The organism is Sphingobium sp. BYY-5 (assembly GCF_022758885.1).
Classification (GTDB): domain Bacteria; phylum Pseudomonadota; class Alphaproteobacteria; order Sphingomonadales; family Sphingomonadaceae; genus Sphingobium.
The window spans coordinates 1521845-1545943 of sequence record NZ_JALEBH010000001.1 but is presented as its reverse complement, the minus strand read 5'-3'; the positions used below and the strand labels follow the sequence as shown (position 1 = coordinate 1545943).

Genomic DNA, 24099 nt, shown 5'->3' with positions numbered 1-24099 from the left:
GCGGCGGGGTGTCGTTGCGTTTGCGATGATGAGAAGGATCAGAAATCTTCATCCTCCCCTGGTAGGGGAGGTGGCAGGCGCACAGCGCCTGACGGAGGGGTGTCACCCTATCGATAGCGGGACACCCCTCCACCACTTCGTGATCCCCCTCCCCTTGCAGGGGAGGATTTTCGCCTCCGTCACCCACATTCAGCGAGCGGGTTTGCAAACGCCATGATCGCCACAAAAATGGGGCGGCATGGCCTTCGTTCCATGCCGCCCCATGATGCGACCCGTTGAGGGTTTATTGTCCGCCGTTCGTGACAGGCGGGGGAATACAATGTGGGGTCAGGCTGCCCCGCCGCTCAGATAGCGGATCAGTTCGGGCTTGCTGACGGTCGTGTTCTTGTCGGAATCCGCACTTGTAAAGGCGCCATTGGCCCAGGCGGTCACTTGTTCGGCCGAATAGACCTTGCCGGTCGCCTTCATCTCCTGATCCTTCAGCGTGACCATCCATCGGGAAAATTCGGCCTTGTCCAACTGGCCGTCGCTGTTCGTGTCATAGGCGGGAAATTCGCTGTCGACGATCGACGCCACCGTGTTGGCCGAATTGGCTGGGGCCGCAGGCTGGGCAGGGGTTGCGGTTTGCGGCTGGGCGGGGGCGGATGGCGTGGCGCCCTGATCGGGGCTGGTGGCCTGCTGCGCCATGGCGGGGGCAGCGATAGCCAAGGTCATCGTAAACAAAAACGTGCGGATCATTGAGATCTCCTGGTGTGCGACCGTGCCGGGAAACAATCGCGTCCACCCGACTCCTATATTCATGCAGTCATAATAGTCGAATTCGCGCCATTGTTCCTGAACATCCGTTCATATCCCGTCATTCGTCTTGAAAATTGGTTCGTTTCGCCCTTTTTCCCGGCAAAAGTTGCGAAAAGGTGAAGCAGAAACGGGATGGAATGCGCGCGATTTGCTAGCTGGGGACGGTGCTGCTAGTCGGCGCGGCGACTCCCACCCCTAGCCACGCAGGATTCGCCCATGGTCCCCCGTTACGCCCGCCCGCACATGACTGCCCTCTGGGAACCGGAAGCCCGGTTCAAAATCTGGTTCGAGATCGAGGCGCACGCGACCGAGAAGCTGGGCGAGCTGGGCGTCGTCCCACCGTCCGCCGCCAAGGCGCTGTGGGACTGGTGGGCGACCAACCCCGCGATCGACGTGCCCGCGATCGACGCGATCGAGGCCGTCACCAAGCATGACGTCATCGCCTTCCTGACCTGGGTGGCCGAACAGGTGGGCGACGAAGCCCGCTTCATGCATCAGGGCATGACGTCGAGCGACGTGCTCGACACCTGCCTTGCCGTGCAGCTTGCCCGTGCCGCCGACATATTGATCGAGGATCTCGACAAGCTGCTGGAAGTCATCAAGCGCCGCGCCTTCGAACATAAGCTGACGCCCACCATCGGCCGCAGCCACGGCATCCACGCCGAACCCGTCACCTTCGGCCTGAAAATGGCCGAAGCCTATGCCGAGTTCAGTCGTTGCAAGGCGCGCCTGATCGCCGCCCGCGCCGAAGTCGCCACCTGCGCCATTTCCGGCGCGGTCGGCACCTTCGCCAATATCGACCCGCGCGTCGAGGAGCATGTAGCGCAGAAGCTGGGCCTCGCCATCGAGCCGGTATCGACCCAGGTCATCCCGCGTGATCGCCATGCGATGTTCTTCGCGACCCTGGGCGTCATCGCCAGCTCGATCGAGCGCCTCTCGGTCGAGGTCCGCCACCTCCAGCGCACCGAAGTCCTCGAAGCCGAGGAATATTTCTCGCCCGGCCAGAAGGGCAGCAGCGCGATGCCGCACAAGCGCAACCCGGTGCTGACCGAGAACCTGACCGGCCTGGCCCGCATGGTGCGCAGCTATGCGCTGCCCGCAATGGAGAATGTGGCGCTCTGGCACGAACGCGACATCAGCCATTCGTCGGTCGAGCGCTATATCAGTCCCGACGCGACCATCACGCTCGACTTCGCGCTGGGCCGCCTGACCGGCGTGATCGACAAGCTGCTCGTCTACCCTGAGCGGATGATGAAGAATCTCGACAAGATGGGCGGGCTTGTCCACTCGCAGCGCGTGCTGCTGGCGCTAACGCAGGCGGGCGTGAGCCGCGAGGACAGCTATCGCTATGTCCAGCGCAACGCGATGAAGGTGTGGGAATCGGACGGCCAGCTTTCGCTGCTGGAACTGCTCAAGGCCGACCCGGACGTCACCGCCGCGCTCAGCGCGCAGGAGATCGAGGACAAGTTCAACCTCGACTATCATTTCCGCCAGGTCGACACGATCTTCCAGCGGGTGTTCGGGGAAGGCTAACTAGGACCGATCGACATTCACAGTTTTATGCGCTTCCCAAGCCGTCATGCCGGATCAAGTCCGGCATGACGTTGAAAATGAGGCCAGGGCTTCTGCGTTAACCTGAATGTCGATCGGTCCTAATACCAAGATACATTGATGAGAACTTATGCTGGCCTGCGCCGGGGAACAGGTCGGTATGAACCGCATGCGCTGTTCGAAGCGAACGGAACTTGTGTTTAACCGCGTCCCCCCGTCCGTGGCCGCACCCTGGGCGCGGCATCCGACTGGCGGCGGATCAGCGCATGGTCGAGCACCAGATGCTCGGTCTCCTCGCTCTTCTGGCCCTTCTTCCCCTTCAGCCGCCGCACCAGCACTTCCACCGCCGCACGCGACATGGCGCTGATCGGCTGGCGGATGGTGGTCAGTTCCGGCCAGATCGTCGTCGCCAGCGAACTGTCGTCGAAGCCGCAGACGGTAAGGTCGCCCGGCACGTCCAGCCCGTTGCGGTGCGCGATCGCCACGGTCGCGGCGGCCATGTCGTCATTGCTGGCGAAGACGGCGGTCGGCGGTTCGGCCAGCGACAATATATGTTCGGCCGCATCCAGACCCGACCGGTAGGTGAAGAAACCCTGGGCGATCAGGTCATCCTCGACCGCCAGCCCGGATTCGCGCAGCGCGTCCACATAGCCGTCGAGACGCTTGGCGCTGGCCGTCTGGTTGGGATTGCCCTTGATGAAGCCGATGCGCGTGTGGCCGAGCGCGATCAGGTGCCGGGTCATTTCATAGGCGGCGTTGCGATCGTCGATGCTGACGGCGGAAAGATCCGCCGGCGGGCGGCCGGTCGCCACCGCCACGGCGGGAATGTTGGCGGCGGTGAGCGCGGCGACCATTTCCTCCAGGTCGCAGAGCGGTGGCGGCAGCACGACGCCGTTGATCCGGCCGCGCAGCAGATGGTCGACCACCGACTGTACCGATGTCTGCTCGTCCCACTTCTCGACCACCAGGTCGATGCCGCTGCGGCTCGCCTGATCCAGGCTGCCGACCAGAAACTCGCTGAGATAGGAGGCGGACGGGTTGCTGTAGAGCAGACCGATCCGCACGTCGTCCCCACCGGCCAGGCTGCGCGCGGCGGCGCTGGGCGAGTAATTGAGCGCGGCGATCGCCGCCTCCACCTTGGCGCGGGTTTCCGCCTTCACCACCTGCTCGCCATTGATGACGCGCGACACCGTCATGGGGGACACGCCGGCCTGGCGGGCGACATCGTTGATGGTGGGGGCGTTGCGCTGGCGGCGGGAGGATCGTGTGTCGGTCAATGCGGCGCCTTTTTTGGAGCGGGGAATGTCATCGTCGAAATGGTAACGACATCATTTGTTATAACTGGGGCAAGAAATCAATTATGTCCCGGTGCATAGGGAAAGCTCTGCGCCTTGTACCAGTCCAGATCATGCGCGGGCGCGGCCGATCCTGCGGGCAGGGGGCGTTTCGACATGGACTGGAAATAGGCGATGCTGGCGTCGCGCCACCATAGTGCCTCGCGATGCTGGATGGTGAGGAACGCCTCCGTCTCCGCGAACCGTTCCGCGTCGACATAGGGGCGCAGGCCCTCCCATGTCTTCTGCATGTCGGCGACATAGGCCACGCCCCGCTCATAATGATGGACCAGCCCGTCCCACAATGTCTCCCCCGATCGCAGGCGATAATCCCAGGGCAGGTGATGGAACCAGAGCAGGTCGCGTTCCGGCGTCGTCTTCGGATCGGCCAGCCTCCTGGCGACGGGCGGCGCATATTGGGCGATGGCGTTGCTGCCCGTCCCGGTCCGGTCGAAGCCGATGCCCTGGACGTTGGCCTTGTGATAATAGACCGGGTTCCATTCGGGCCGCGCCAGGTCGGCGATCCAGGGGGCGGGGCCATAATGATGGCCGGTGCCCATGACATGGGCCAGGCCCAGCGGCGTCATATAATCGACCGCCGCCTCGCGCGATCCCATCATCATCGCGACGATCGGCTGCACCACCCTGGGATCGGGCGAGAAGGTCTGCGCCGCCCATTCCTGCGCGATCGCCTGCGCCGACAGGCTGGTGTCCCAGGCGAGGCGGCCGAAGGCGTACCAGTCCGCCTGGTTGAAGATCGACCCGCTCCAGTCGCGATCGACGCCGATATTGGCCACGCCCGCAATGCCGGTGAGGGTGTGGCCCTCCAGCGACCCGTCGATCACCCTGGCGACGGTCGATCCCTTGCCCTTCGCAAAGGTGTCGCTGCGCAGCACCTCCTCGAACAGCGGGCCGAGATAGGTGAGGTGCGTCGACTGGCCCAGATATTCCTTGGTGATCTGGAACTCCATCATCAGCGGTGTTCTGGGCATCGCCCCGAACAGCGGATGGAACGGCTCGCGCGGCTGGAAGTCGATCGCGCCATTCTTCACCTGCACGATGACATTGTCGGCGAACTGGCCGTCCAGCGGCTTGAAGTCGCTATAGGCCTGCTTCGCCCGATCGTCGGGATTGTCGTGCGCGTAGACGAAGGCGCGCCACATCACGATGCCGCCATGGGGCTTGACCGCTGCGGCCAGCATGTTCGCGCCATTGGCATGGGTGCGGTTATAATCCTGCGGCCCCGGCTGGCCCTCGCTATTGGCCTTGATCAGGAAGCCGCCAAAATCGGGGATCGCCTTGTAAATCTCGTCCGCCTTCGCCTTCCACCAGGCGGCGACGGCGGGATCGAGCGGATCGGCGGTCTTGAGGCCGTCCAGTTCCATCGGCGCGGTCCATTTGACCGACAGATAGACCTTGATCCCATAGGGACGGAAGATATCGGCCAGCGCCGCCGCTTTGGCGATATAGGGCGCGGTCAGGCTGTCCGCCTTCGCATTCACATTGTTGAGGACCGTGCCGTTGATGCCGATCGACGCATTGGCGCGGGCATAGTCGGTATAGCGCGGCCCTTTCCAGTCGGGCAGCCGCCACCAGTCCCAGATGGATTGCCCGGCATAGCCGCGCTCGACCGTGCCGTTGAGATTGTCCCAATGGTTGAGCAGCCGCAGGCCGATCTTCGGCGCGCTGCGGATGTCGAGCGCATCGAGGCTCGCCCCGCTCTGCGCCAGTCGCAGCCAGTGATAGACGCCGTGCAGCACGCCCACATCGCCGTTCGCGGCGATCAGCGTCACCGCCTTGCCGTCGACCATGGTCGAGCGAATCGCATAGCCTTCGCTGCCCAGGCCATCGGTCCTGACCGGCAGCGCAGGGGTGGAGGCGGGCGTCGCCAGCCACAGCGCGCCTTGCTGGATCGTTTCCGAAAGGGCGGGCGGCGCGCCGGTCATGCCGCCGATACCGCGCTGCAATTCGCCGGTGGCCGCAGCCCATGTCGGGCCGGCGCCGGTGGCGACGATCGCCGTCGCATGGGCCGAGAGGGCAGCGCTGCGCGACGGGTCCGCGCGAGCGTAGCGCAGCCACAGATCATAGCCGTCCTCGGCCCGCGCCATCGGCGTCAGGCCGACCGCGACCATGGCAACAATCCAGCAAAACAGGCGCGCTATCACTCATCCACTCCCTTGCAGCTTAGTCGTCAAAGCCCTTTCAACGGGCATTGACAAGTCTCTCTTGTCCGATCAATGGTAACGCTATCAGTTCGATCGCGGCAAGTAAAAAGGTGGCCGCATCGCAAAATGGAGAGGGGCTTCGTGATCCGTACCTGCAAAATCCTCTGCGCCGCTTCGGCGCTGGCGCTGGGCATCGCCGGGGTGCAGGCGCCAGTTCGGGCCGCTGCTCAGGCCGCTCCAGCCGCATCGGCAAAACCCATCTACAAGGACGCCAGCGCCCCGATCGAGGCGCGCGTCGACGATCTCCTTTCGCGCATGACGCTGGAGGAGAAGATCGCCCAGATCACTGCCGTCTGGACAGACAAGGTCAAGATTTTCGACGACCGGCTCCAGCTCGATCCCGCCAGGCTGGCGGCGCAATATCCCAACGGCCTGGGCCAGTTCACCCGTCCGTCCGATGCGAAAGGACCGGTCAGCCCACGGGTCGCGCCGGGTCGCGATCCGCGCCAGACCGTCGCCCTGGTCAACGCCATGCAGAAATAGGCGATGACGCAAACGCGCCTGGGCATCCCGGTCCTGTTCCATGAGGAAGGGCTGCACGGCTATACCGCCGTCGGCGCGACCAGCTTTCCCCAGTCGATCGCCATGGCCTCCTCCTTCGACACGGACATGCTGCGCGACGTCAACAGCGTGATCGCGCGCGAAATCCGTGTCCGGGGTGTGCCGATGGTGTTGTCCCCGGTGGTCGATATCGCCCGCGACCCGCGCTGGGGCCGGATCGAGGAAACCTATGGCGAAGACCCCTATCTGGTCGGCGAGATGGGCGTCGCCGCGGTCGAGGGGCTGCAAGGCCAGGGCCGCTCGCGCAACCTGCGCCCCGGCAAGGTGTTCGCCACGCTCAAGCATCTGACCGGCCACGGCCAGCCCGAAAGCGGCACCAATATCGGCCCCGCGCCTGTCTCCGAACGCGAATTGCGGGAGAATTTCTTCCCGCCCTTCGAACAGGTGGTGATGCGCACCGGGATCGAGGCGGTCATGGCCAGCTATAATGAAATCGACGGTGTCCCCAGCCACGCCAATCGCTGGCTGTTGCAGGATGTGCTGCGCGGGGAATGGGGCTTCAAGGGCGCGGTCGTTTCCGATTATTCGGCGATCGACCAGTTGATGAGCATCCATCATATCGCCGCCAATCTGGAGCAGGCCGCGACCCGCGCGCTCGACGCCGGGGTCGATGCGGACCTGCCCGACGGCCTGTCCTACGCCACGCTGGCCAAGCTGGTGCGCGAAGGCAAGGTGAGCGAGGCGAAGCTGGACCTTGCCGTTCGCCGGATGCTGGAACTCAAGTTCCGCGCGGGCCTGTTCGAAAATCCCTATGCCGACGCCGCCGCTGCCGAAAGGCTCACCAACGATGCCGAAGCCCGCGCCCTGGCGCTGAAGGCGGCGCAGCGCTCCATCACCCTGCTCAAGAATGACGGCATGCTGCCGCTGAAGCCCGAAGGGACGATCGCCGTCATCGGCCCCAGCGCCGCCGTCGCCCGCCTGGGCGGCTATTATGGCCAGCCGCCGCACAGCGTTTCCATCCTCGAAGGCATCAAGGCGAAGGTCGGCAGCCGCGCGAAGATCGTCTTCGCGCAGGGCGTCAAGATCACCGAGAATGACGACTGGTGGGAAGACAAGGTGGTGAAGTCCGATCCCGCCGAAAACCGCAGGCTGATCGCGCAGGCGGTGGAAGCCGCCAGGGGCGTGGATCGCATCGTCCTCACCCTGGGCGATACCGAACAGTCGAGCCGCGAGGGCTGGGCCGGCAATCATCTGGGCGACCGCCCCAGCCTCGATCTGGTCGGTGAGCAGCAGGAGCTGTTCGACGCCTTGAAGGCGCTGGGCAAGCCGATCACCGTCGTCCTCATCAACGGCCGCCCGGCATCGACGGTCAAGATTTCCGAACAGGCCGACGCCATTCTCGAAGGCTGGTATCTGGGCGAGCAGGGTGGCAATGCGGTCGCAGACGTGCTGTTCGGCGACGTGAACCCCGGCGGCAAGCTACCCGTCACTGTCCCGCGCTCGGTCGGGCAATTGCCGATCTTCTACAACGCCAAGCCCAGTGCGCGGCGCGGCTATCTGTTCGACACCACCGATCCGCTCTATCCCTTCGGCTTCGGCCTCAGCTACACCAGCTTCGACCTGTCGGCCCCGCGCCTGGCCGCGACCAGCATCGGCACGGGTGGCAAAACAACTGTCTCGGTCGATGTTCGCAACACCGGCCAGCGCGTGGGCGACGAAGTGGTCCAGCTCTATATCCGTGACAAGGTCAGTTCGGTCACGCGCCCGATCAAGGAATTGAAGGGCTTTCAGCGGGTGACGCTGAAACCGGGTGAAGTCCGCACTATGACCTTCACCATCAGCCCCGAAAGCCTGTGGATGTGGAATGACGAGATGCATCGCGTGGTCGAGCCGGGCGATTTCGAGATCATGACCGGCAACAGTTCGGTCGCGCTGAAATCCGCGACGCTGACGGTGACGCCATGACGCTTGCTCGTCGTCAGGCGCTGGGCCTGCTCGCCTCCACTTCCTTCCTCGCCGCGACGCCTGCCATGGCCGCGAAGGGGAAAGGCGGCCCGCTCTACAAGGACGCCGCCGCCCCCATCGACCTGCGCGTCCGTGATCTCCTCTCGCGCATGACGCTGGAGGAGAAGGTGGGGCAGATCATCGCGCTCTGGGCGACCAAGGCGGATATCATGGACGGCCTCACCTTCTCGCCCGCCAAGGCGAGCAGGGCCTATCCGGCGAGTTTCGGCCAGATCACCCGCCCGTCCGACCGGCGCGGTGCGCCCAATGGCTCCAATCAGGCGGGCGGCGTCGGCGCGCGCTGGCGCACCCCGGCCGACACGGTCGCCTTCATCACCGCCGTCCAGACATGGGCGACGCAGGAAACCCGGCTCGGTATCCCGGTCCTCTTCCACGAGGAATCGCTGCACGGCTATATGGCGACCGACGCCACCATGTTCCCGATGGCGATCGGTCTGGCCGGCAGCTTCGACCGCCAGTTGATGAGGGAAGTCCAGTCGGTCATCGCCCGCGAAGTCCGCGCGCGCGGCGTGCATCTGGCGCTGTCCCCGGTGGTCGATATCGCCCGCGACCCGCGCTGGGGCCGGATCGAGGAGACGTTCGGCGAAGACCCCTATCTCTGCGGCGAGATGAGCGTCGCCGCCGTACTCGGCCTGCAAGGGGAGAGCAAGCAACTCGGCCCGGACAAGGTCATGGCCACGCTCAAGCATATGACCGGCCACGGCCAGCCCCAGAGCGGCGAGAATGTCGCGCCCGCGCCGATCAGCCAGCGCGAGTTGCGCGAGAATTTCTTCCCGCCCTTCCGTCAGGTGGTGAAGCGCACCGGCATCGCCGCCGTCATGCCGTCCTACAATGAAATTGACGGCATCCCGTCGCACCAGAACCGCTGGCTGCTCGGCGATATCCTGCGCGGCGAATGGCATTTCGACGGTGCAGTGGTCAGCGACTATGGCGCCGTGCCTGAACTCGACACCATCCACCATGTCCAGCCCGACCTGCAAGGGACGGCGCGCGCCGCGCTGCGGGCCGGTGTCGATTGCGAGTTGCCCGATGGCCTGGCCTATCGGACGCTCGTGGAACAGGTCCGCGCGGGCACAGTGCCCCTGGAAGCGGTCGATATCGCCTGCACGCGCATGTTGACCCTCAAATTCCGCGCGGGCCTGTTCGAAAACCCCTGGCCGCGCAAGGATTTTGACGCGCTGACCGGCAATGCCGAAGCCCGCGCGCTGGCGCTCAAGGCCGCGCATCGATCGATCGCGCTGCTCAAGAATGACGGCACCCTGCCGCTCACCCCCGGCGCGCACCGGCGCGTCGCGGTGATCGGTCCCAATGCCGCCATCGCGCGGCTGGGCGGCTATTCCTCCGTCCCGCGTCAGGACGTGTCGCTGCTCGAAGGGGTGCAGGCGAAGCTCAAGGGCCAAGCAGAGGTCGTCCACGCCCAGGGCGTCTTTATCACCCAGAGCGAGGATCGTTCGGCGGACGCGGTGCTGCTGGCCGATCCCGCCAGGAACCGCCAGCTCATTGCCGAAGCGGTCGAGGTGGCCAGGACCGCCGACATCATTCTGCTCGCCATCGGCGACACCGAACAGACCAGCCGCGAGGGCTTTGCCAAGCAGCATCTGGGCGATCGCACCAGCATCGATCTGGTCGGGGAACAGAATGACCTGTTCGCCGCGATGAAGGCGACCGGCAAGCCCGTGGTGGTCTGCGCCATCAACGGCCGCCCGCCCAGCTATCCCGCCGTGGCGGAGGGGTGCAACGCGCTGCTCGAATGCTGGTATCCGGGGCAGGAGGGTGGCGCCGCCATGGCCGACATCCTGTTCGGCGACGTCAATCCCGGCGCCAAGCTGCCCGTCACTGTTGCGCGCGATGCGGGGCAGATTCCGATCTTCTACAACCGCAAGCCCAGCGCCCGGCGCGGCTATGTGTTTGAGGATATATCGCCACTTTTCCCCTTCGGCTTCGGCCTCAGCTACACGAAGTTCGAGATCGGCAAGCCGCGCCTGTCCGCCCCGCGCATCGGCACCGGCGGGACCGTCATGGTGGAGGTCGACGTCCGCAATGTGGGCGACAGGGCGGGGGATGAGGTCGTCCAGCTCTATGTCCATGACCAGACCGCCAGCGTCACCCGCCCAATCAAGGAATTGAAGGGGTTTGAGCGCGTCACCCTGAACCCCGGCGAGAGCCGCACCGTGCGCCTGTCGCTCGGTCCCGAAGCCTTCGCGCTCTGGAACCTCGACATGGCTGAAGTGGTGGAGCCGGGCCTGTTCGACATCATGGTCGGGCCGGACAGCGAAGCGCTTCAGTCGGTGACGCTTGAAATCGTCTGATCGGGGAAATTGGTCAGGCCGCTGTTGACGTAATTTCGGAATAGTCAGATATTGGCTTTACCAATTTAGGAGTCTCTATGCCCATCATTACCGGCGCCAAGGTGATCGTCACATCGCCCGGCCGCAATTTCGTGACCTTGAAGATCGAGACGGACGAGGGGGTTTACGGCCTGGGCGACGCGACGCTCAACGGCCGCGAACTCTCGGTCGCCAGCTATCTGACCGACCATGTCATCCCCTGCCTGATCGGCCGGGACGCGCACCGGATCGAGGATATCTGGCAGTATCTCTACAAGGGCGCCTATTGGCGTCGCGGTCCCGTCACCATGTCCGCCATTGCCGCCGTCGATACCGCGCTGTGGGACATCAAGGGCAAGATTGCGGGCCTGCCGGTCTACCAGTTGCTGGGCGGCGCCAGCCGCGAGGGCGTGATGGTCTATGGCCATGCCAACGGCACCACGATCGAGGATACGGTCAAGGTCGCGCTCGATTATCAGGCGCAGGGTTACAAGGCGATCCGCATCCAGTGCGGGGTGCCCGGCATGGCATCGACCTATGGCGTGTCGAAGGACAAATATTTCTACGAACCGGCCGACGCCGACCTGCCGACCGAAAATGTCTGGAGCACCAGCAAGTACATGCGGGTCGTCCCCGAACTGTTCAAGGCAGCGCGGGAGGCGTTGGGCTGGGACGTGCATCTGCTGCACGACATCCATCACCGCCTGACCCCGATCGAGGCGGGTCGTCTGGGCAAGGATCTGGAGCCCTATCGCCCCTTCTGGCTGGAGGATGCGACGCCTGCGGAAAATCAGGAAGCCTTCAAGCTGATCCGCCAGCACACCACCGCGCCGCTGGCCGTGGGCGAAATCTTCAACTCGATCTGGGACGCCAAGGATCTGATCCAGAACCAGTTGATCGACTATATCCGCGCGACCGTGGTCCATGCCGGCGGCATCACCCATCTGCGCCGCATCGCCGCGCTGGCGGACCTCTACCAGATCCGCACCGGCTGCCATGGCGCGACCGACCTGTCGCCGGTCTGCATGGCCGCAGCGCTGCATTTCGACCTCAGCGTGCCCAATTTCGGCATTCAGGAATATATGCGCCATACCCCGGAAACGGACGCGGTCTTCCCCCATGCCTATAGCTTCGCGGACGGCATGATGCATCCGGGCGACAAGCCGGGCCTGGGCGTCGAGATCGACGAGGAACTGGCCGCAAAGTACGAATATAGTCGCGCCTTCCTGCCGGTGAACCGGCTCGAAGACGGCACCATGCATAGCTGGTGATGGCCCACCATCCGTCATTCCCGCGAACGCGGGAACCCATCTCCCACCCTATCCTTCGTCGCAACGTCGGGAGATGGGTCCCCGCTTTCGCGGGGATGACGAAGTATTTTTGGAGCGGGCAATGACTACCGTCCCCATCCCCAAACCCTCCGGTAAAATCCGCTGGATCGTCTGCGGCCTGCTCTTCGCGGCGGTGGTGCTGAGCTATATCGACCGGCTGGTGCTGCCGACGCTCAAGCCCGATCTTCAGGCCCGCTATGGCTGGAGCGAGAGCGGTTATGCCGACCTCGCCATCTGGTTCCAGGCGGGCTACGGCATTTCCTATGTCGTCTTCGGCCGGCTGATCGACCGGATCGGCGCGCGCGCGGGCTATGCGCTGGCGGTGTCGCTGTGGACGATCGGCCATGTCGCGCATATCTTCTTCACCTCGACCGCCGGGATGTTGTTCGCGCGCATTCCGCTGGCGATCGGGGAGGCGGGGACTTTCCCCGCCGCCATCGCCGCGACCAACGAATGGTTCCCCAAGAAGGAACGGGCGCTGGCCATCGGCATCTTCAATGCCGGGTCCAATGTCGGCGCGATCCTGACCCCGCTGGTGGTGCCGATCATCGCGGTGACGCTCGGCTGGCGCTGGGCCTTCATCCTGACCGGCCTGCTGACCGTGGTCTGGCTCGCCGCCTGGCTGACCTTCTACCGCCGCCCGCGCGAGAAGAAGAGCCTTTCGGCGGAGGAACTGGCCTGGATCGAAACCGATCCCGTCGAAGAAAAGCGCGCCGTCAAATGGGCGACCCTGTTCCGCCTGCGCCAGACCTGGGCCTATATGGCGGGCCGCTTCCTGATCGATCCGGTCTGGTGGACCTTCCTCTTCTGGCTGCCCGATTTCTTCAACAAGCAATATGGCGTCAAGATGCTGGACTTCGGTCCACCGCTGATCGCCGTCTATCTGCTGGCCGATGTCGGGTCGGTGGCGGGCGGCTGGGCCTCATCGCGCTTCATCGGCCGGGGCTGGAGCATCAACCGGTCGCGCAAGAGCGCCATGTTCCTCGCCGCGCTTTGCGCCGTGCCGATCGCCTTTGCCACCTACTCGCCCAATATGTGGGTCGCGGTCGGCCTGATCGGCCTCGCCTGCGCCGGGCATCAGGGCTTCTCCGCCAATCTCTACGCGCTGCCCGGTGATGTCTTCCCGCGCTGGATGGCGGGATCGGTCGTGGGGCTGGGCGGCCTCGCCGGTGCGATCGGCGGCATGATGATGGCGAAATTCGCCGGCGCCATCCTGGAAACGGTCGGCAGCTTCCAGCCGATCTTCATCGTTGCCGCCTGCGCCTACCTAGTCGCACTTTGCACTATTCATCTCATAATTCCGCGCTATCAGGTCGTTGCCACCGGTGGCACAGCCGGTGTCAAAGGAGCATGACCGTGACCAAACCCCTCCGTCTTCACCCCGATCGCCTGTTCCCGTCCGACCCGAAAACGCGCGACATCGCCCGCGCGCTCTACGCCACGGTCAAGGATCTGCCGATCGTCAGCCCCCATGGCCACACCGATCCGCGCTGGTTCGCCTATGACGAACCTTTCGCCAATCCCGCCGACCTGCTGATCGTGCCGGACCATTATGTGTTCCGGATGCTGTACAGCCAGGGCGTGAAGCTGGAGGAACTGGGCGTCCCCACGATCGACGGCAGCGCGACGGCAGGTGATCCGCGCGCCATCTGGCATCGGTTCGCGGCCAATTATCACCTCTTCCGTGGCACGCCCTCGCGCATGTGGCTGGACTGGGTCTTTGCCGAGGCGTTCGGCATCGACGTGCGGCTGGAGCCGGAGACGGCCGACCATTATTACGACATCATCGACGCCGCGTTGAAGACCGACGCCTTCCGTCCGCGCGCTTTGTTCGAACGCTATAATATCGAAGTGATCGCCACGACCGAAGGACCGCTCGATCCGCTCGACCATCATCGCGCGCTCCGTGCGTCGGGCTGGAGCGGCAAGGTCGTCACCGCCTATCGCCCCGACCCGGTGCTGGACCCGGACGATCCGAAGTTCATCGACAATGTGCAGCGTTTCTGCGCCATGGCTGGCGAGGATGCGGGCAGCTATGCGGGTTATCTGCGCACCCATGAAAAGCGCCGCGCCGATTTCCGCGAGGCGGGCGCCACCTCCACTGACCATGGCCACCCGTCCGCCTTCACCGCCAACCTGCCGCGCGAAGAGATCGAGGCGCTCTACGCCAGGGTCACGACCGGCCCCGCCACGGCCAAGGAGGCCGAACTGTTCCGCGGCCATATGCTGACCGAAATGGCGCGCCTGTCGACCCAGGACGGCATGGTGATGCAGCTGCATCCGGGCGTCCACCGCAACCATAATGACGGCGTGCGCGCCCGCTTCGGCAAGGACAAGGGGGCCGACATCCCGACCGCCGGTGAGTTCGTGTCCGCGCTCAAGCCCCTGCTCGACCTTTACGGCAACGACCCGCGCTTGACCCTGATCCTCTTCACCCTGGACGAGGATGTCTATTCGCGCGAACTGGCCCCGCTCGCCGGCCATTATCCCGCGCTCAAGCTGGGTCCGCCCTGGTGGTTCCATGACAGCCCCGAAGGGATGCGCCGCTTCCGCGAGCGCGCGACGGAGACGGCGGGATTCTACAATACGGTCGGCTTCAACGACGACACCCGCGCCTTCCTGTCGATCCCGGCGCGTCATGACGTCGCCCGCCGCATGGATTGCGCCTGGCTTGCCCAGCTCGTCGCCGAACATCGGCTGGAGGCGGATGAAGCGTTCGAAGTCGCCCATGCGCTCGCCTATGATCTGGTGAAGAAGGCGTACAAGCTGTGACGCGCCTGTCCACGAAGGCGCTTCCCGACTTGCCGGCCGATGTCGTCCGCCCCGCTTATGATCGCGCTGCCGTCACCAGCGGCGTCGTGCATCTGGGCATCGGCGCCTTCCACCGCGCGCATCAGGCGGTGGTGTTCGACGATGCGCTGAACGCGGGCGACCTGCGCTGGGGCATCACCGCCGCCTCGCTGCGATCGCCGCGGGTGCGCGACCAGATGGCGCCGCAGGACGGCCTCTACACCATGCTGGTGCGCGACGGATCGGCCGAGCAGGCGCGGGTGATCGGCGCGGTGCAGCGCGTGATCGTCGCGCCGGACGATCCGCAGGCGCTGCTCGCCGCGCTCGCCTCGCCCGACACCCATATCGTGACGCTCACCATCACGGAGAAGGGCTATAAGCTCGATCCCGCCACCGGCGCGCTGATTGAAAACGACCCGCAACTCGCCGCCGACATCGCCTCGCTGGACAATCCGCAGACCGCGCCGGGCTATCTGGTCGCGGCGCTGGCCACCCGGCGCGCGGCGGGCCTGCCGCCCTTCACCGCCATCAGTTGCGACAATCTGCCGCATAACGGCACGCGGCTGCGCGATGCGGTGATCGAACTGGCGCGCCGCCATGACGCCGACCTTGCCGACTGGATCGCGGGGGAGGGGGCGTTCCCCCAGACCATGGTCGACCGCATCGTCCCCGCCACCACGGCGGAGGATATCGCCGCGCTTTCGATGCGCCTCGGCCTGGAAGATCAGGCCATGGTCAAGACCGAACCCTTCCTCCAATGGGTGATAGAGGATCGTTTCTGCGGCCCGCGCCCCGATTTCGGCGCAGGCGTTCAGGTGACGGCGGCGGTCGCCCCCTGGGAGGAGGCGAAGCTGCGCCTGCTCAACGGGTCGCATAGTGGCATCGCCTACCTAGGCGGCCTGGCCGCTATCGACCATGTCCATGAAGTGCTGGCCCTGCCCGAAGCGCGCCTCTTCGTCGAAAGCCTTTGGGACGAGGCGGAAACCACCCTCTCGCCGCCGCTCGAACTGGATGTCGCCGCCTATCGCCGCGACCTCATGGCCCGGTTCGACAATCCCACGCTCAAGCACCGCACCCGCCAGATCGCGATGGACGGATCGCAGAAGCTGCCCCAGCGCCTGCTCGCCACCATCGCCGCGCGGCTCGACAAGGGGCAGGGGATCGATGCCCTGTCGCTCGCGGTGGCTGCCTGGGTTCGCTGGCAGGCGGGGCGGGACGATCTTGGCAACGCTCATGTCGTGGACGATCCGCTGGCCGACGCCATCGCCGCCGCGCTGGCCGGTGCCGCCACGCCGGAGGCGCGCGTCGCCGCGATCCTTGCCTTCGACGCGGTGGTGCCGCCGGCTCTGGCAGACAGCGAGGCTTTCCGTGGCGCGCTCACGCGCTGGCTGACCATCCTCGAAAGTGACGGTGCCCGCGCGGCGCTCGGCCATTTTACGGCCTGACACGACACTCCCAAGCAGAAGGTGCCCATGACGACCATCACGATATCGCGATCCGATCGGCTATGGGCACCCTCCGCATGGGCGATCATGCTCGCGGGCTGCCTGCTCGCGCAGGGTGCGCTGGCCCGCGACAGCGTGTCGATCAGCCGCGACTGGCGCTTTACCAAAGGCGATCCGGCGGGCCTCACCACCGACCTGCGCTATGATGTTCGCCCTCCCATAGAGGACACGGGCGACGGCAAGGTCGCCGACGCCCGTCCCGACGCCGCCGTGAAGGTGGATGACAGCGGGACGCAGGTTCTGAAGCCCTGGATTCTCCCCAGCGCCAATCCCTTCATCAACGACCCGGCGAAGCATCATGTCCGCCCGGCGGGCAATCCCGGCGGCGACGTGCCCTATGTCCAGGCGAATTTCGACGACAGCGGCTGGACCCATGTCGACCTGCCGCATGACTGGGCGATCGCCGGGCCGTTCATCAAGGACGGCCCCTATGGCGGCATGGGCCGCCTGCCCAGTTGGGGCATCGGCTGGTATCGCAAGGCGCTCGACATTCCGGCGAGCGACAAGGGCAAATCCCTCTTCCTCGATGTCGAAGGGGCGATGTCCTACGCCACCGTATGGCTGAACGGGAAGCTCGTGGGCGGCTGGCCCTATGGCTATAACAGCTTCCGCCTCGACCTGACCCCTTATGCGGTGCCGGGCGCGCGCAATCAGCTTGCGATCCGCCTCGACAATCCGCAGGCGTCGGCGCGCTGGTATCCGGGCGGCGGCCTCTATCGCGACATCTATCTGACGACCACGAACAAGGTCCATGTCGGCCAGTGGGGCAGCATCGTCCGCACGCCCCAGGTCAGCAAGGACCAGGCGACCGTCGCCCTCAGCCTCACCCTCGACAATGACGGCGACACCCCCGCGCAGGTGGAGGTGGCGACCGCCCTCTATGCGCTGGACGCGAACGGCAAGCGCATCGGCCGCCCCGTCGCCAGCATCCCCCGCCAGTCCGCCAGCATCGCGCCCGGCGCCAAGGCGGTGCTGAACGGCTCGACCATCCTCTCCAGTCCGCGCCTATGGGGTCCGCCCCCGACGCAGCAGCCCAACCGCTATGTCGCCGTCTCCACCGTGACGCAGGGCGGCAGGTCAATCGACAGTTACGAAACCCGGTTCGGCGTGCGCGACATCCGGTTCGATCCCGACAAGGGCGTGATCGTCAACGGCGAACATATCCCGGTGCGCGGGGTCAATAATCATCATGACCTGGGCGCGATCGGCGCGGCCTTCAACCGGCGTGCGGCCCAGCGTCAGCTCGAAATCCTCCGCGACATGGGCACCAACGCCATCCGCATGAGCCACAATCCGCCCGCGCCCGAACTGCTCGAACTCACCGACCAGATGGGGTTCCTGGTGATGGACGAGGTGTTCGACAGTTGGGAAAAGAAGAAGACGCCGCACGACTTCCACCTGATCTTCCCCGACTGGCACGAGGCTGACGCGCGCGCCATGCTGCGCCGCGACCGCAACCATCCCTCGATCATCCTATGGAGCATCGGCAACGAGGTCGGCGAGCAATATGACGGCGAACCGGGCGCGAAGATCGGCCGCGAACTGGTCGCCATCGCGCATGAGGAAGACCCGACCCGCCCCGCGACCAGCGCGATGAACTATGCCAAGGCGGACATGCTGCTGCCGACCAAGGTGGACGTCATCAGCCTCAACTATCAGGGCGCGGGGATACGCGGCATCGTCGGCCAATATCCCGCTTTCCGCGCGAAATTCCCCGACAAGATGATCCTCAGCACCGAAAGCGCCTCCGCGCTCTCCAGCCGGGGCGAATATATGTTCCCGGTCGCGGGCGCGATCAGCGGGCCGGTGCGCCCCTGGTCGGGCGGCAATCCCGACACGCATCAGGTGTCGGCTTATGAACTGCACGCCTCCGACTTCGGCTCGTCCGCCGACCGGGTCTGGGCGGCCGACGACCAGAACCCCTATGTCGCGGGCGAATTTGTCTGGACCGGCTTCGACTATCTGGGCGAGCCGACGCCCTATTACACCTCGCGCAGCAGCTATTCGGGCATCGTCGATCTGGCCGGCTTCCCCAAGGATCGCTTCTGGCTCTACCAGGCGCGCTGGCGGCCGGACCTGAAATTCGCGCATATCCTGCCGCATTGGAACTGGCCGGGGCGGGAGGGGCAGGTCACTCCGGTCCATGTCTTCTCCTCGGCCGACGAGGCGGAGCTGTTCGTCAACGGCAAGTCACAGGGGAAGATCAAGAAGCGCGACTATGAATATCGCTTCCGCTGGGACTATGTGACCTATGAGCCGGGCGAGGTGAAGGTCGTCACCTGGAAGAAGGGGCAGCCCTGGGCGACGGAGACGGTCCGCACCGTGGGCGAGGCGGCCAAGCTGTCGCTGGCCGCCGACCGGTCCGCCATCGCCGATGACGGCCGCGACCTCAGCTTCGTGACGCTCCGGGTGCTGGACAAGGACGGCAATGTCGTCCCCGCCGCCAAGCAGCAGATCGATTTCTCGATCGAAGGGCCGGGCGCAATCGTCGCCACGGACAATGGCGACCCGACCGACATGACCGCCTTCCCCTCGCACCAGCGCGCCGCGTTCAACGGCCTCGCGCTGGTGATCGTGAAGGGCGATCCGGGCCGGGCCGGCAGGATCGTGGTGCGCGCCCGCGCGGCGGGTCTGGCCGAAGCGCAGGTGGAAATCGCGACATCGGGCCACACTCGATAAGGGTTTGGGGAATGTGTCTTCCGGCGCATTTTTCACACAGTCACCAAAAAAAATATACCGTTACCACCAGCGCTAAACGCTGTGTCTTGACAAAAAAGACACGGCGTATATCCAAGCGCTATTGATAGCGCTACCAGTTGAAGCTCACCGGAGAGTCGGGAGCCGCGCTCAGGGAGAGGAAATGCTCATGTCTTCACGCAACCGCCATTTTCGCATCGCGCTGTTCGCGGCCTCCGCGCTCGGCTCGCTGACGCTGTCGCATGCCGTCCTGGCGCAGGTCGACGCCACCACCACCGCGCCGCAGCAGGACAGCGACGTCGCCGACATCGTCGTCACCGGCATCCGCGGCAGCCTCCAGAGCGCGACCAATGCCAAGAAGGACGCCGTCGCCTTCGGTGACTCGATCTTCGCGGAGGATATCGGCAAGCTGCCCGCCACCAACCTCGCTGAAACGCTGAACCGGATGCCTGGCGTTCGCCTCAACCGCGACATCAACGGCGAAGGCACCCAGGTCGCGATCCGTGGCCTTGGCCCCAGCTTCACCCGCGTATTGCTGAACGGATCGCAGCTTCAGGTCGCGTCCGACGGCGGCACCAACGGCGGCAGCGCCAACCGCGAAGTCGATCTCGACTTCTTCCCCTCCGAACTCTTCACCCGCCTCGACCTGGCGAAAAGCCCGTCGCCCTCGACGCTGGAGGGCGGCATCGCCGGCACCGTCAACCTGCGCAACGCGCGTCCCTTCGACAAGCCGGGCACCCATGTCACCGTCGTGGCGCAGGGCCAGTACACCGACAGCAATGACAGGATCAGCCCGCGCGGCGCGATCGTCGCCAGCCACACCAGCGACACCTTCGGCATCCTGCTGGGTGTCGCCGGCGTGAAGACCAAGACCCGCGTCGACGGCTTTGAATCGCTGGGTTACACCGATGGCAATCTGGGGGCTGGCGATCCGGGCGGCAATAATTTCTCCTACGCTTCGGTCGTGCCGAATAATGCCGGTCATGGCCTCGTCGCCGGCCAACCGGTCGATGTCGTAGCGACATCGGGCCTGACGCGCGACCAGCTCAGCACCGCGCTCATCCCCCGCCTTGGTCGTCAGGCGCTGACGGAGGGTGATCGTTCGCGCATCTCGGCGCTCGCCTCGCTCGAATGGCGCCCCAGCGACGAATTGCATTTCGCCCTCGACGGCCTGTGGGCCAAGTCCAAGCGCAATTATGACCGGCTCATCATGAACTGGCAGGTACGTAATTCCGGCCCCGGTACCAGCGCGACATCCACGGGTGGCATGATTCCGATCGACCTGACCGTCGACGATAATGGCGTCGTCACCAGCGGCACCTTCGCCAATTCCTCCTTCTTCCTGGAAGCGAGCCAGTTCAAACAGACGACGAAATTCTGGAACATCAACCCCAGCGTCAGTTGGCAGCCCAGCGACATGCTCAAGGTTGATCTGAGCGCCAACTGGTCGAAGAGCCGCTTCTTCCGCGAACAGCCGACCTGGGCCTTCCAGACAGCGCCGCAATCGGGCGTTGACGTTTATTACGACAATACGGGCAAGGGCGACTATCCGTCGATCACCACCAATGTCGATCTGAACGATCCCAATAACGGTCTTTGGCGATGGTATCGCCAGAATGTCGCGCTGGTGCGCCGCACGACCGAGACCAAGGGCGCGCATCTCGACGTCACCTATGGTGATGAGATGTTTAACGTAAAGGTCGGTGCCGCCTATGACCGGGCGCAGCGGACGATCCGTGCCTATGACAACAGCCAGAATTACCAGACTTCTGTCTGCGGCTCGGACTGTTTCGGTAATACAGGCTCGATTCCGACCAGCGCGATCCCGGGCTATCTCAGCCCTGGATCGACCAGCAATTTCGGTCATCTGGCCAGCGGCGATATCGGTTTCACCCAATATATCCGCCCGGATTTCGATGCGATCAAACAGGCGACCAATTATGCCAGCTACCGAGACAGCGCGCCTCAAGCCATCGGTGCGGTCACTGGCGGAGCGACCGGCGATATGGATGAAAAGGTTTGGGGCGCCTATTTCGAACTGAACGGTGTCACCACGATTGCCGGTCGTGACCTGCATATCAACACAGGTATGCGTTATGCGCGGACCAGGCAGTTCGTCGTCGCACCGACGCAACTGCCTGACAGAAGCGTGGTCGATTTCACGGCAGGCTCGACATATGAAAACTTCCTGCCCTCGATCAACCTGACCTATGATGTCCTGGATAATGTGAAGCTGCGCGCATCAGCCTCGCGCACGATGACCAGGCCCGATGCTGGCCAGATTCTGCCGGGCATCACTTTCTCCGATCCTTCGGCGCTTGTCGCAAGTGCGGGCAACCCGAATTTGCAGCCTTACACGTCGGACAATTATGATGTGGGTGGCGAAATCTACACCGGTGGCATTGGTTATATCGGCCTTTCGCTGTTCATGAAAAACATTCAAGGCTTTTCCGTGACTTTGGGCGAGGAGAGGACGTTCGGTTCACTGGGCATTCCGTTCGATACGCTGTTGTCTACGCAGCGTGAAGCTATGGAAGCGCGCACGATCAGCGTTCCGGGCAGGCCAGGCGTTCCGATCGCGGACCAGTTGATAACCGTCAACCGTCCGGTCAATCTGCGGGACCTCAAGATCAAGGGTCTGGAAGTCACCTGGGTCCAGCCGCTCGATTTCCTCGTGAAGGGCCTCGGCTTCTCCGCCAACGGCACCTATCTCGACCAGTCCTCCTCATCGGGCCTGGTTGCGACCGGCGTTTCGAAATACTCGTATAACCTTCAGGGCTTCTACGAAAATCACGGTCTGTCGTTCAGCCTGAACTATGTCTGGAACGACAAGGCGATCGCCGTGAACCGGCCGCAGAACGGCATCCAGAATGCATCGCTGCGTTCGGCCGCCCGTGGCCAGCTCGACCTGTCGGCCGGCTATCAACTGCCTTTCCTCAACAATGGCGTGCGCCTGACGCTCGATGCGCTCAACATCACCAACGAGCCGATCCGCACCCTCTTCGAATATGATAACGCCCCTTACTCGGTCTATTATCCCGGCCGCACGGTCATGGCCGGCATCCGGGCGAATTTCTGATCCTCCCCCAGGGATATCCTCAAGGGCCGGTCGCAACGCCGGCCCTATTTTATCCTCCCCTTACAGGGGAGGATTTTCTTATGGCTTGCTCCCGTCCCCACATTTGGGAAGCGGGTTGGCAAACGGCATAGGCACCTTTTCTTTACGCCGGGCAGGGCTGACGCCGGCAGGAGAAAATCCTTCCAATGTTGGATTTATTTTGGTCAATCCTGTTCCATGACAACAATATGCTCCTGCCGCATCCGGCCTCTTCGTTCACCCGCTTCCCGCAGAGGCGGCGCACCCTGTATCGCAGGTGTCGCGTCGCTGTGATCGAGGTGGCGCGTGACTGTTGCGTTCATGGCGCGCATCTGTCGCGTCATGGCCGCGCGGGAGTGGCGTCCGCGTCGCATTCCCGTCGCCTTTTCCGCAAAAAAGTCCGAGAAAACGGAACCTGCGACGGTGTGAACTTTCCGGCTGTGACCTGATTGTGACCTTGCAAAGGAAGACGATGGTGCGTCTCTCTCTTCTCTTCTGCCTTCCACTCGCCCTCATCGCGACGCCGACTCAGGCGAAGGTCTGCACGCCGACCTGGGTCGCGGGCTGGGCTTCCTCCCAATTCCTGCCCACCGGCGACGCCGCGCTTCCGCCCGGCACCTTGGCGGACCAGACGCTGCGCCAGATCGTCCGCCCCTCCATCTCCGGCGACCGGCTGCGCGTCCGCTTCTCCAACCTCGCCGGCACGAAGCCGCTGCGCATTGCCGGCGCCAGCATCGCCCGCGCGCGCAGCGCCGCCTCCGCAGCGGTCGATCCCGCCACGCTCATCTCGCTGCGCTTCGACGGCAAGCCCGATGTGCTGGTCCCCGCAGGCGCAGACTATCTCTCCGATCCGGTCGCCCTCCCGACGCAGGCGCTCGACAATATCGCCGTGTCGATCCGCTATGAGGGCGACCCCGAACAGACGTCGCACCCCGGATCGCGCGCCACCTCCTGGCATCTGCCCGGCGATCATCTGACCGACGACACCATGACCGGCGCGGCCAGTTTCGACCATTGGTTCAACCTCGCCGCGCTGGAGGTCGAGCGTTGCGCGCCCGCTAAACTCATCGTTGCGCTGGGCGATTCCATCACCGACGGCAGGGGCTCCACCACCAACGGCAACGACCGCTGGACCGATCGGCTGGCGCAGCGGCTCCAGGCCGATCCCAAGCGCCGCCACATCGCTATCGTCAATCAGGGGATCGGTGGCAACCGCCTGCTGAACGACGGCCTTGGCCCCAATGCGCTGGCGCGCCTCGACCGCGACGTCCTCGCCCAGCCGGGCGTCACCCACCTCATCCTGCTAGAAGGGATCAACGACCTTGGCACCCTGACCCGCGACGCGCCGGTGAGCGCGGCGGCGCATCAGGCCCATGTCGCCCGCATCATCGGCGCCTATCGCCAGATCATCGCCCGCGCCCATGGCAGGGGGATCAAGGTGATCGGCGCGACGGTCATGCCCTTCATCGGCAATGATTATTATCATGCCGATGCGCGCAATGAGGCCGACCGGCAGGCGGTCAACGCCTGGATCAGGACGCCGGGCCATTTCGACGCGGTGATCGACTTCGACCGCATAACCCGCGACCCCGCGCGACCCGACCGCCTGCTGCCCGCCTATGACGGCGGCGATGCGCTGCATCCCTCGCCGGAGGGGTATCGCGCGATGGGGGAGGCGATAGCGCTGAACCTGTTTGATTAGGCGTTGAGGAGGGGGGGCGGGGGGAATGTCGGTTTTTCCATCCTCCCCTTGTAGGGGAGGTGGCTGGCCGCAGGCCAGACGGAGGGGTGTCACCCTATCGATAGCGTCGATCAGGTCGGTCATGCCCCCGGCATGACCTTCGACTGCCGGGGGCAGTCGAACCTGATCGAACCCCTCCACCACTTCGTGGTCTCCCTCCCCTTACAGGGGAGGATT

Annotated in this window: 12 protein-coding genes and 1 pseudogene; 10 read left to right on the top strand and 3 right to left on the bottom strand. The window is 64.7% G+C overall.

Annotated elements, in window-relative coordinates; genetic code table 11:
- Window positions 1-327: 327 nt before the first annotated feature.
- Window positions 328-738 carry an EF-hand domain-containing protein gene (locus MOK15_RS07340; RefSeq protein WP_242930998.1) on the bottom strand — a complete coding sequence of 137 codons (411 nt, stop codon included), beginning with the start codon at window positions 736-738 and terminating at the stop codon, window positions 328-330.
- Window positions 739-1014: 276 nt separating this feature from the next.
- Here MOK15_RS07340 and purB point away from each other — a divergent pair, with 276 nt between their 5' ends.
- Window positions 1015-2331 (top strand): adenylosuccinate lyase, encoded by a 1317-nt coding sequence (gene purB, locus MOK15_RS07335; RefSeq protein ID WP_242930997.1) that lies wholly within the window; start codon window positions 1015-1017, stop codon window positions 2329-2331.
- 218 nt (window positions 2332-2549) lie between these two features.
- On the opposite strand, the gene MOK15_RS07330 is transcribed toward purB, so the two are convergent.
- A complete protein-coding gene (locus tag MOK15_RS07330) occupies window positions 2550-3626 on the bottom strand; it encodes a LacI family DNA-binding transcriptional regulator (protein WP_242930996.1) in 1077 nt (358 codons plus the stop codon).
- Between the two features lie 77 nt (window positions 3627-3703).
- Window positions 3704-5848, bottom strand: a complete 2145-nt coding sequence (locus tag MOK15_RS07325; protein ID WP_242930995.1) for an alpha-glucuronidase family glycosyl hydrolase — start codon at window positions 5846-5848, stop codon at window positions 3704-3706.
- A 141-nt stretch (window positions 5849-5989) separates the two neighbouring features.
- On the opposite strand from MOK15_RS07325, the pseudogene MOK15_RS07320 reads away from it, so the two are divergent.
- The 9 genes and pseudogenes from MOK15_RS07320 to MOK15_RS07280 all read left to right on the top strand — a co-directional run bounded on the left by MOK15_RS07320 (window position 5990) and on the right by MOK15_RS07280 (window position 23883).
- Window positions 5990-8374, top strand: a pseudogene (locus MOK15_RS07320) (glycoside hydrolase family 3 N-terminal domain-containing protein).
- On the top strand, window positions 8371-10743 hold the full coding sequence (locus MOK15_RS07315; protein ID WP_242930994.1) for a glycoside hydrolase family 3 N-terminal domain-containing protein: 2373 nt from the start codon (window positions 8371-8373) through the stop codon (window positions 10741-10743). Before MOK15_RS07320 ends, MOK15_RS07315 begins: the two are co-directional and overlap by 4 nt.
- Window positions 10744-10820: 77 nt before the next feature.
- Window positions 10821-12032 (top strand): D-mannonate dehydratase ManD, encoded by a 1212-nt coding sequence (manD, locus tag MOK15_RS07310; RefSeq protein ID WP_242930993.1) that lies wholly within the window; start codon window positions 10821-10823, stop codon window positions 12030-12032.
- A gap of 121 nt (window positions 12033-12153) precedes the next feature.
- Window positions 12154-13446: an MFS transporter gene (locus tag MOK15_RS07305; RefSeq protein WP_242930992.1), complete on the top strand. Its 1293-nt coding sequence runs from the start codon at window positions 12154-12156 to the stop codon at window positions 13444-13446.
- Window positions 13443-14864, top strand: a complete 1422-nt coding sequence (uxaC, locus tag MOK15_RS07300; RefSeq protein ID WP_242930991.1) for a glucuronate isomerase — start codon at window positions 13443-13445, stop codon at window positions 14862-14864. Before MOK15_RS07305 ends, uxaC begins: the two co-directional genes overlap by 4 nt.
- Entirely contained in the window at window positions 14861-16327 is a 1467-nt protein-coding gene (locus MOK15_RS07295) for a mannitol dehydrogenase family protein (protein WP_242930990.1), read from the top strand. The genes uxaC and MOK15_RS07295 overlap by 4 nt, the downstream gene beginning before the upstream one ends.
- A gap of 27 nt (window positions 16328-16354) precedes the next feature.
- A complete protein-coding gene (gene galB, locus MOK15_RS07290; RefSeq protein WP_242930989.1) occupies window positions 16355-19066 on the top strand; it encodes a beta-galactosidase GalB in 2712 nt (903 codons plus the stop codon).
- A 187-nt stretch (window positions 19067-19253) separates the two neighbouring features.
- Window positions 19254-22163 (top strand): TonB-dependent receptor, encoded by a 2910-nt coding sequence (locus tag MOK15_RS07285; protein WP_242930988.1) that lies wholly within the window; start codon window positions 19254-19256, stop codon window positions 22161-22163.
- A 490-nt stretch (window positions 22164-22653) separates the two neighbouring features.
- Complete coding sequence (locus MOK15_RS07280; RefSeq protein ID WP_242930987.1) at window positions 22654-23883, top strand: SGNH/GDSL hydrolase family protein; 1230 nt, start codon at window positions 22654-22656, stop codon at window positions 23881-23883.
- The last annotated feature ends 216 nt before the right edge of the window (window positions 23884-24099 follow it).

Coding starts and splice junctions, on each gene's coding strand:
- MOK15_RS07340 (WP_242930998.1), bottom strand. CDS start 738: ATGATCCGCACGTTTTTGTTTACGATGACCTTGGCTATCGCTGCCCCC.
- purB (WP_242930997.1), top strand. CDS start 1,015: ATGGTCCCCCGTTACGCCCGCCCGCACATGACTGCCCTCTGGGAACCG.
- MOK15_RS07280 (WP_242930987.1), top strand. CDS start 22,654: ATGGTGCGTCTCTCTCTTCTCTTCTGCCTTCCACTCGCCCTCATCGCG.
- MOK15_RS07305 (WP_242930992.1), top strand. CDS start 12,154: ATGACTACCGTCCCCATCCCCAAACCCTCCGGTAAAATCCGCTGGATC.
- manD (WP_242930993.1), top strand. CDS start 10,821: ATGCCCATCATTACCGGCGCCAAGGTGATCGTCACATCGCCCGGCCGC.
- MOK15_RS07315 (WP_242930994.1), top strand. CDS start 8,371: ATGACGCTTGCTCGTCGTCAGGCGCTGGGCCTGCTCGCCTCCACTTCC.
- uxaC (WP_242930991.1), top strand. CDS start 13,443: ATGACCGTGACCAAACCCCTCCGTCTTCACCCCGATCGCCTGTTCCCG.
- MOK15_RS07285 (WP_242930988.1), top strand. CDS start 19,254: ATGTCTTCACGCAACCGCCATTTTCGCATCGCGCTGTTCGCGGCCTCC.
- galB (WP_242930989.1), top strand. CDS start 16,355: ATGACGACCATCACGATATCGCGATCCGATCGGCTATGGGCACCCTCC.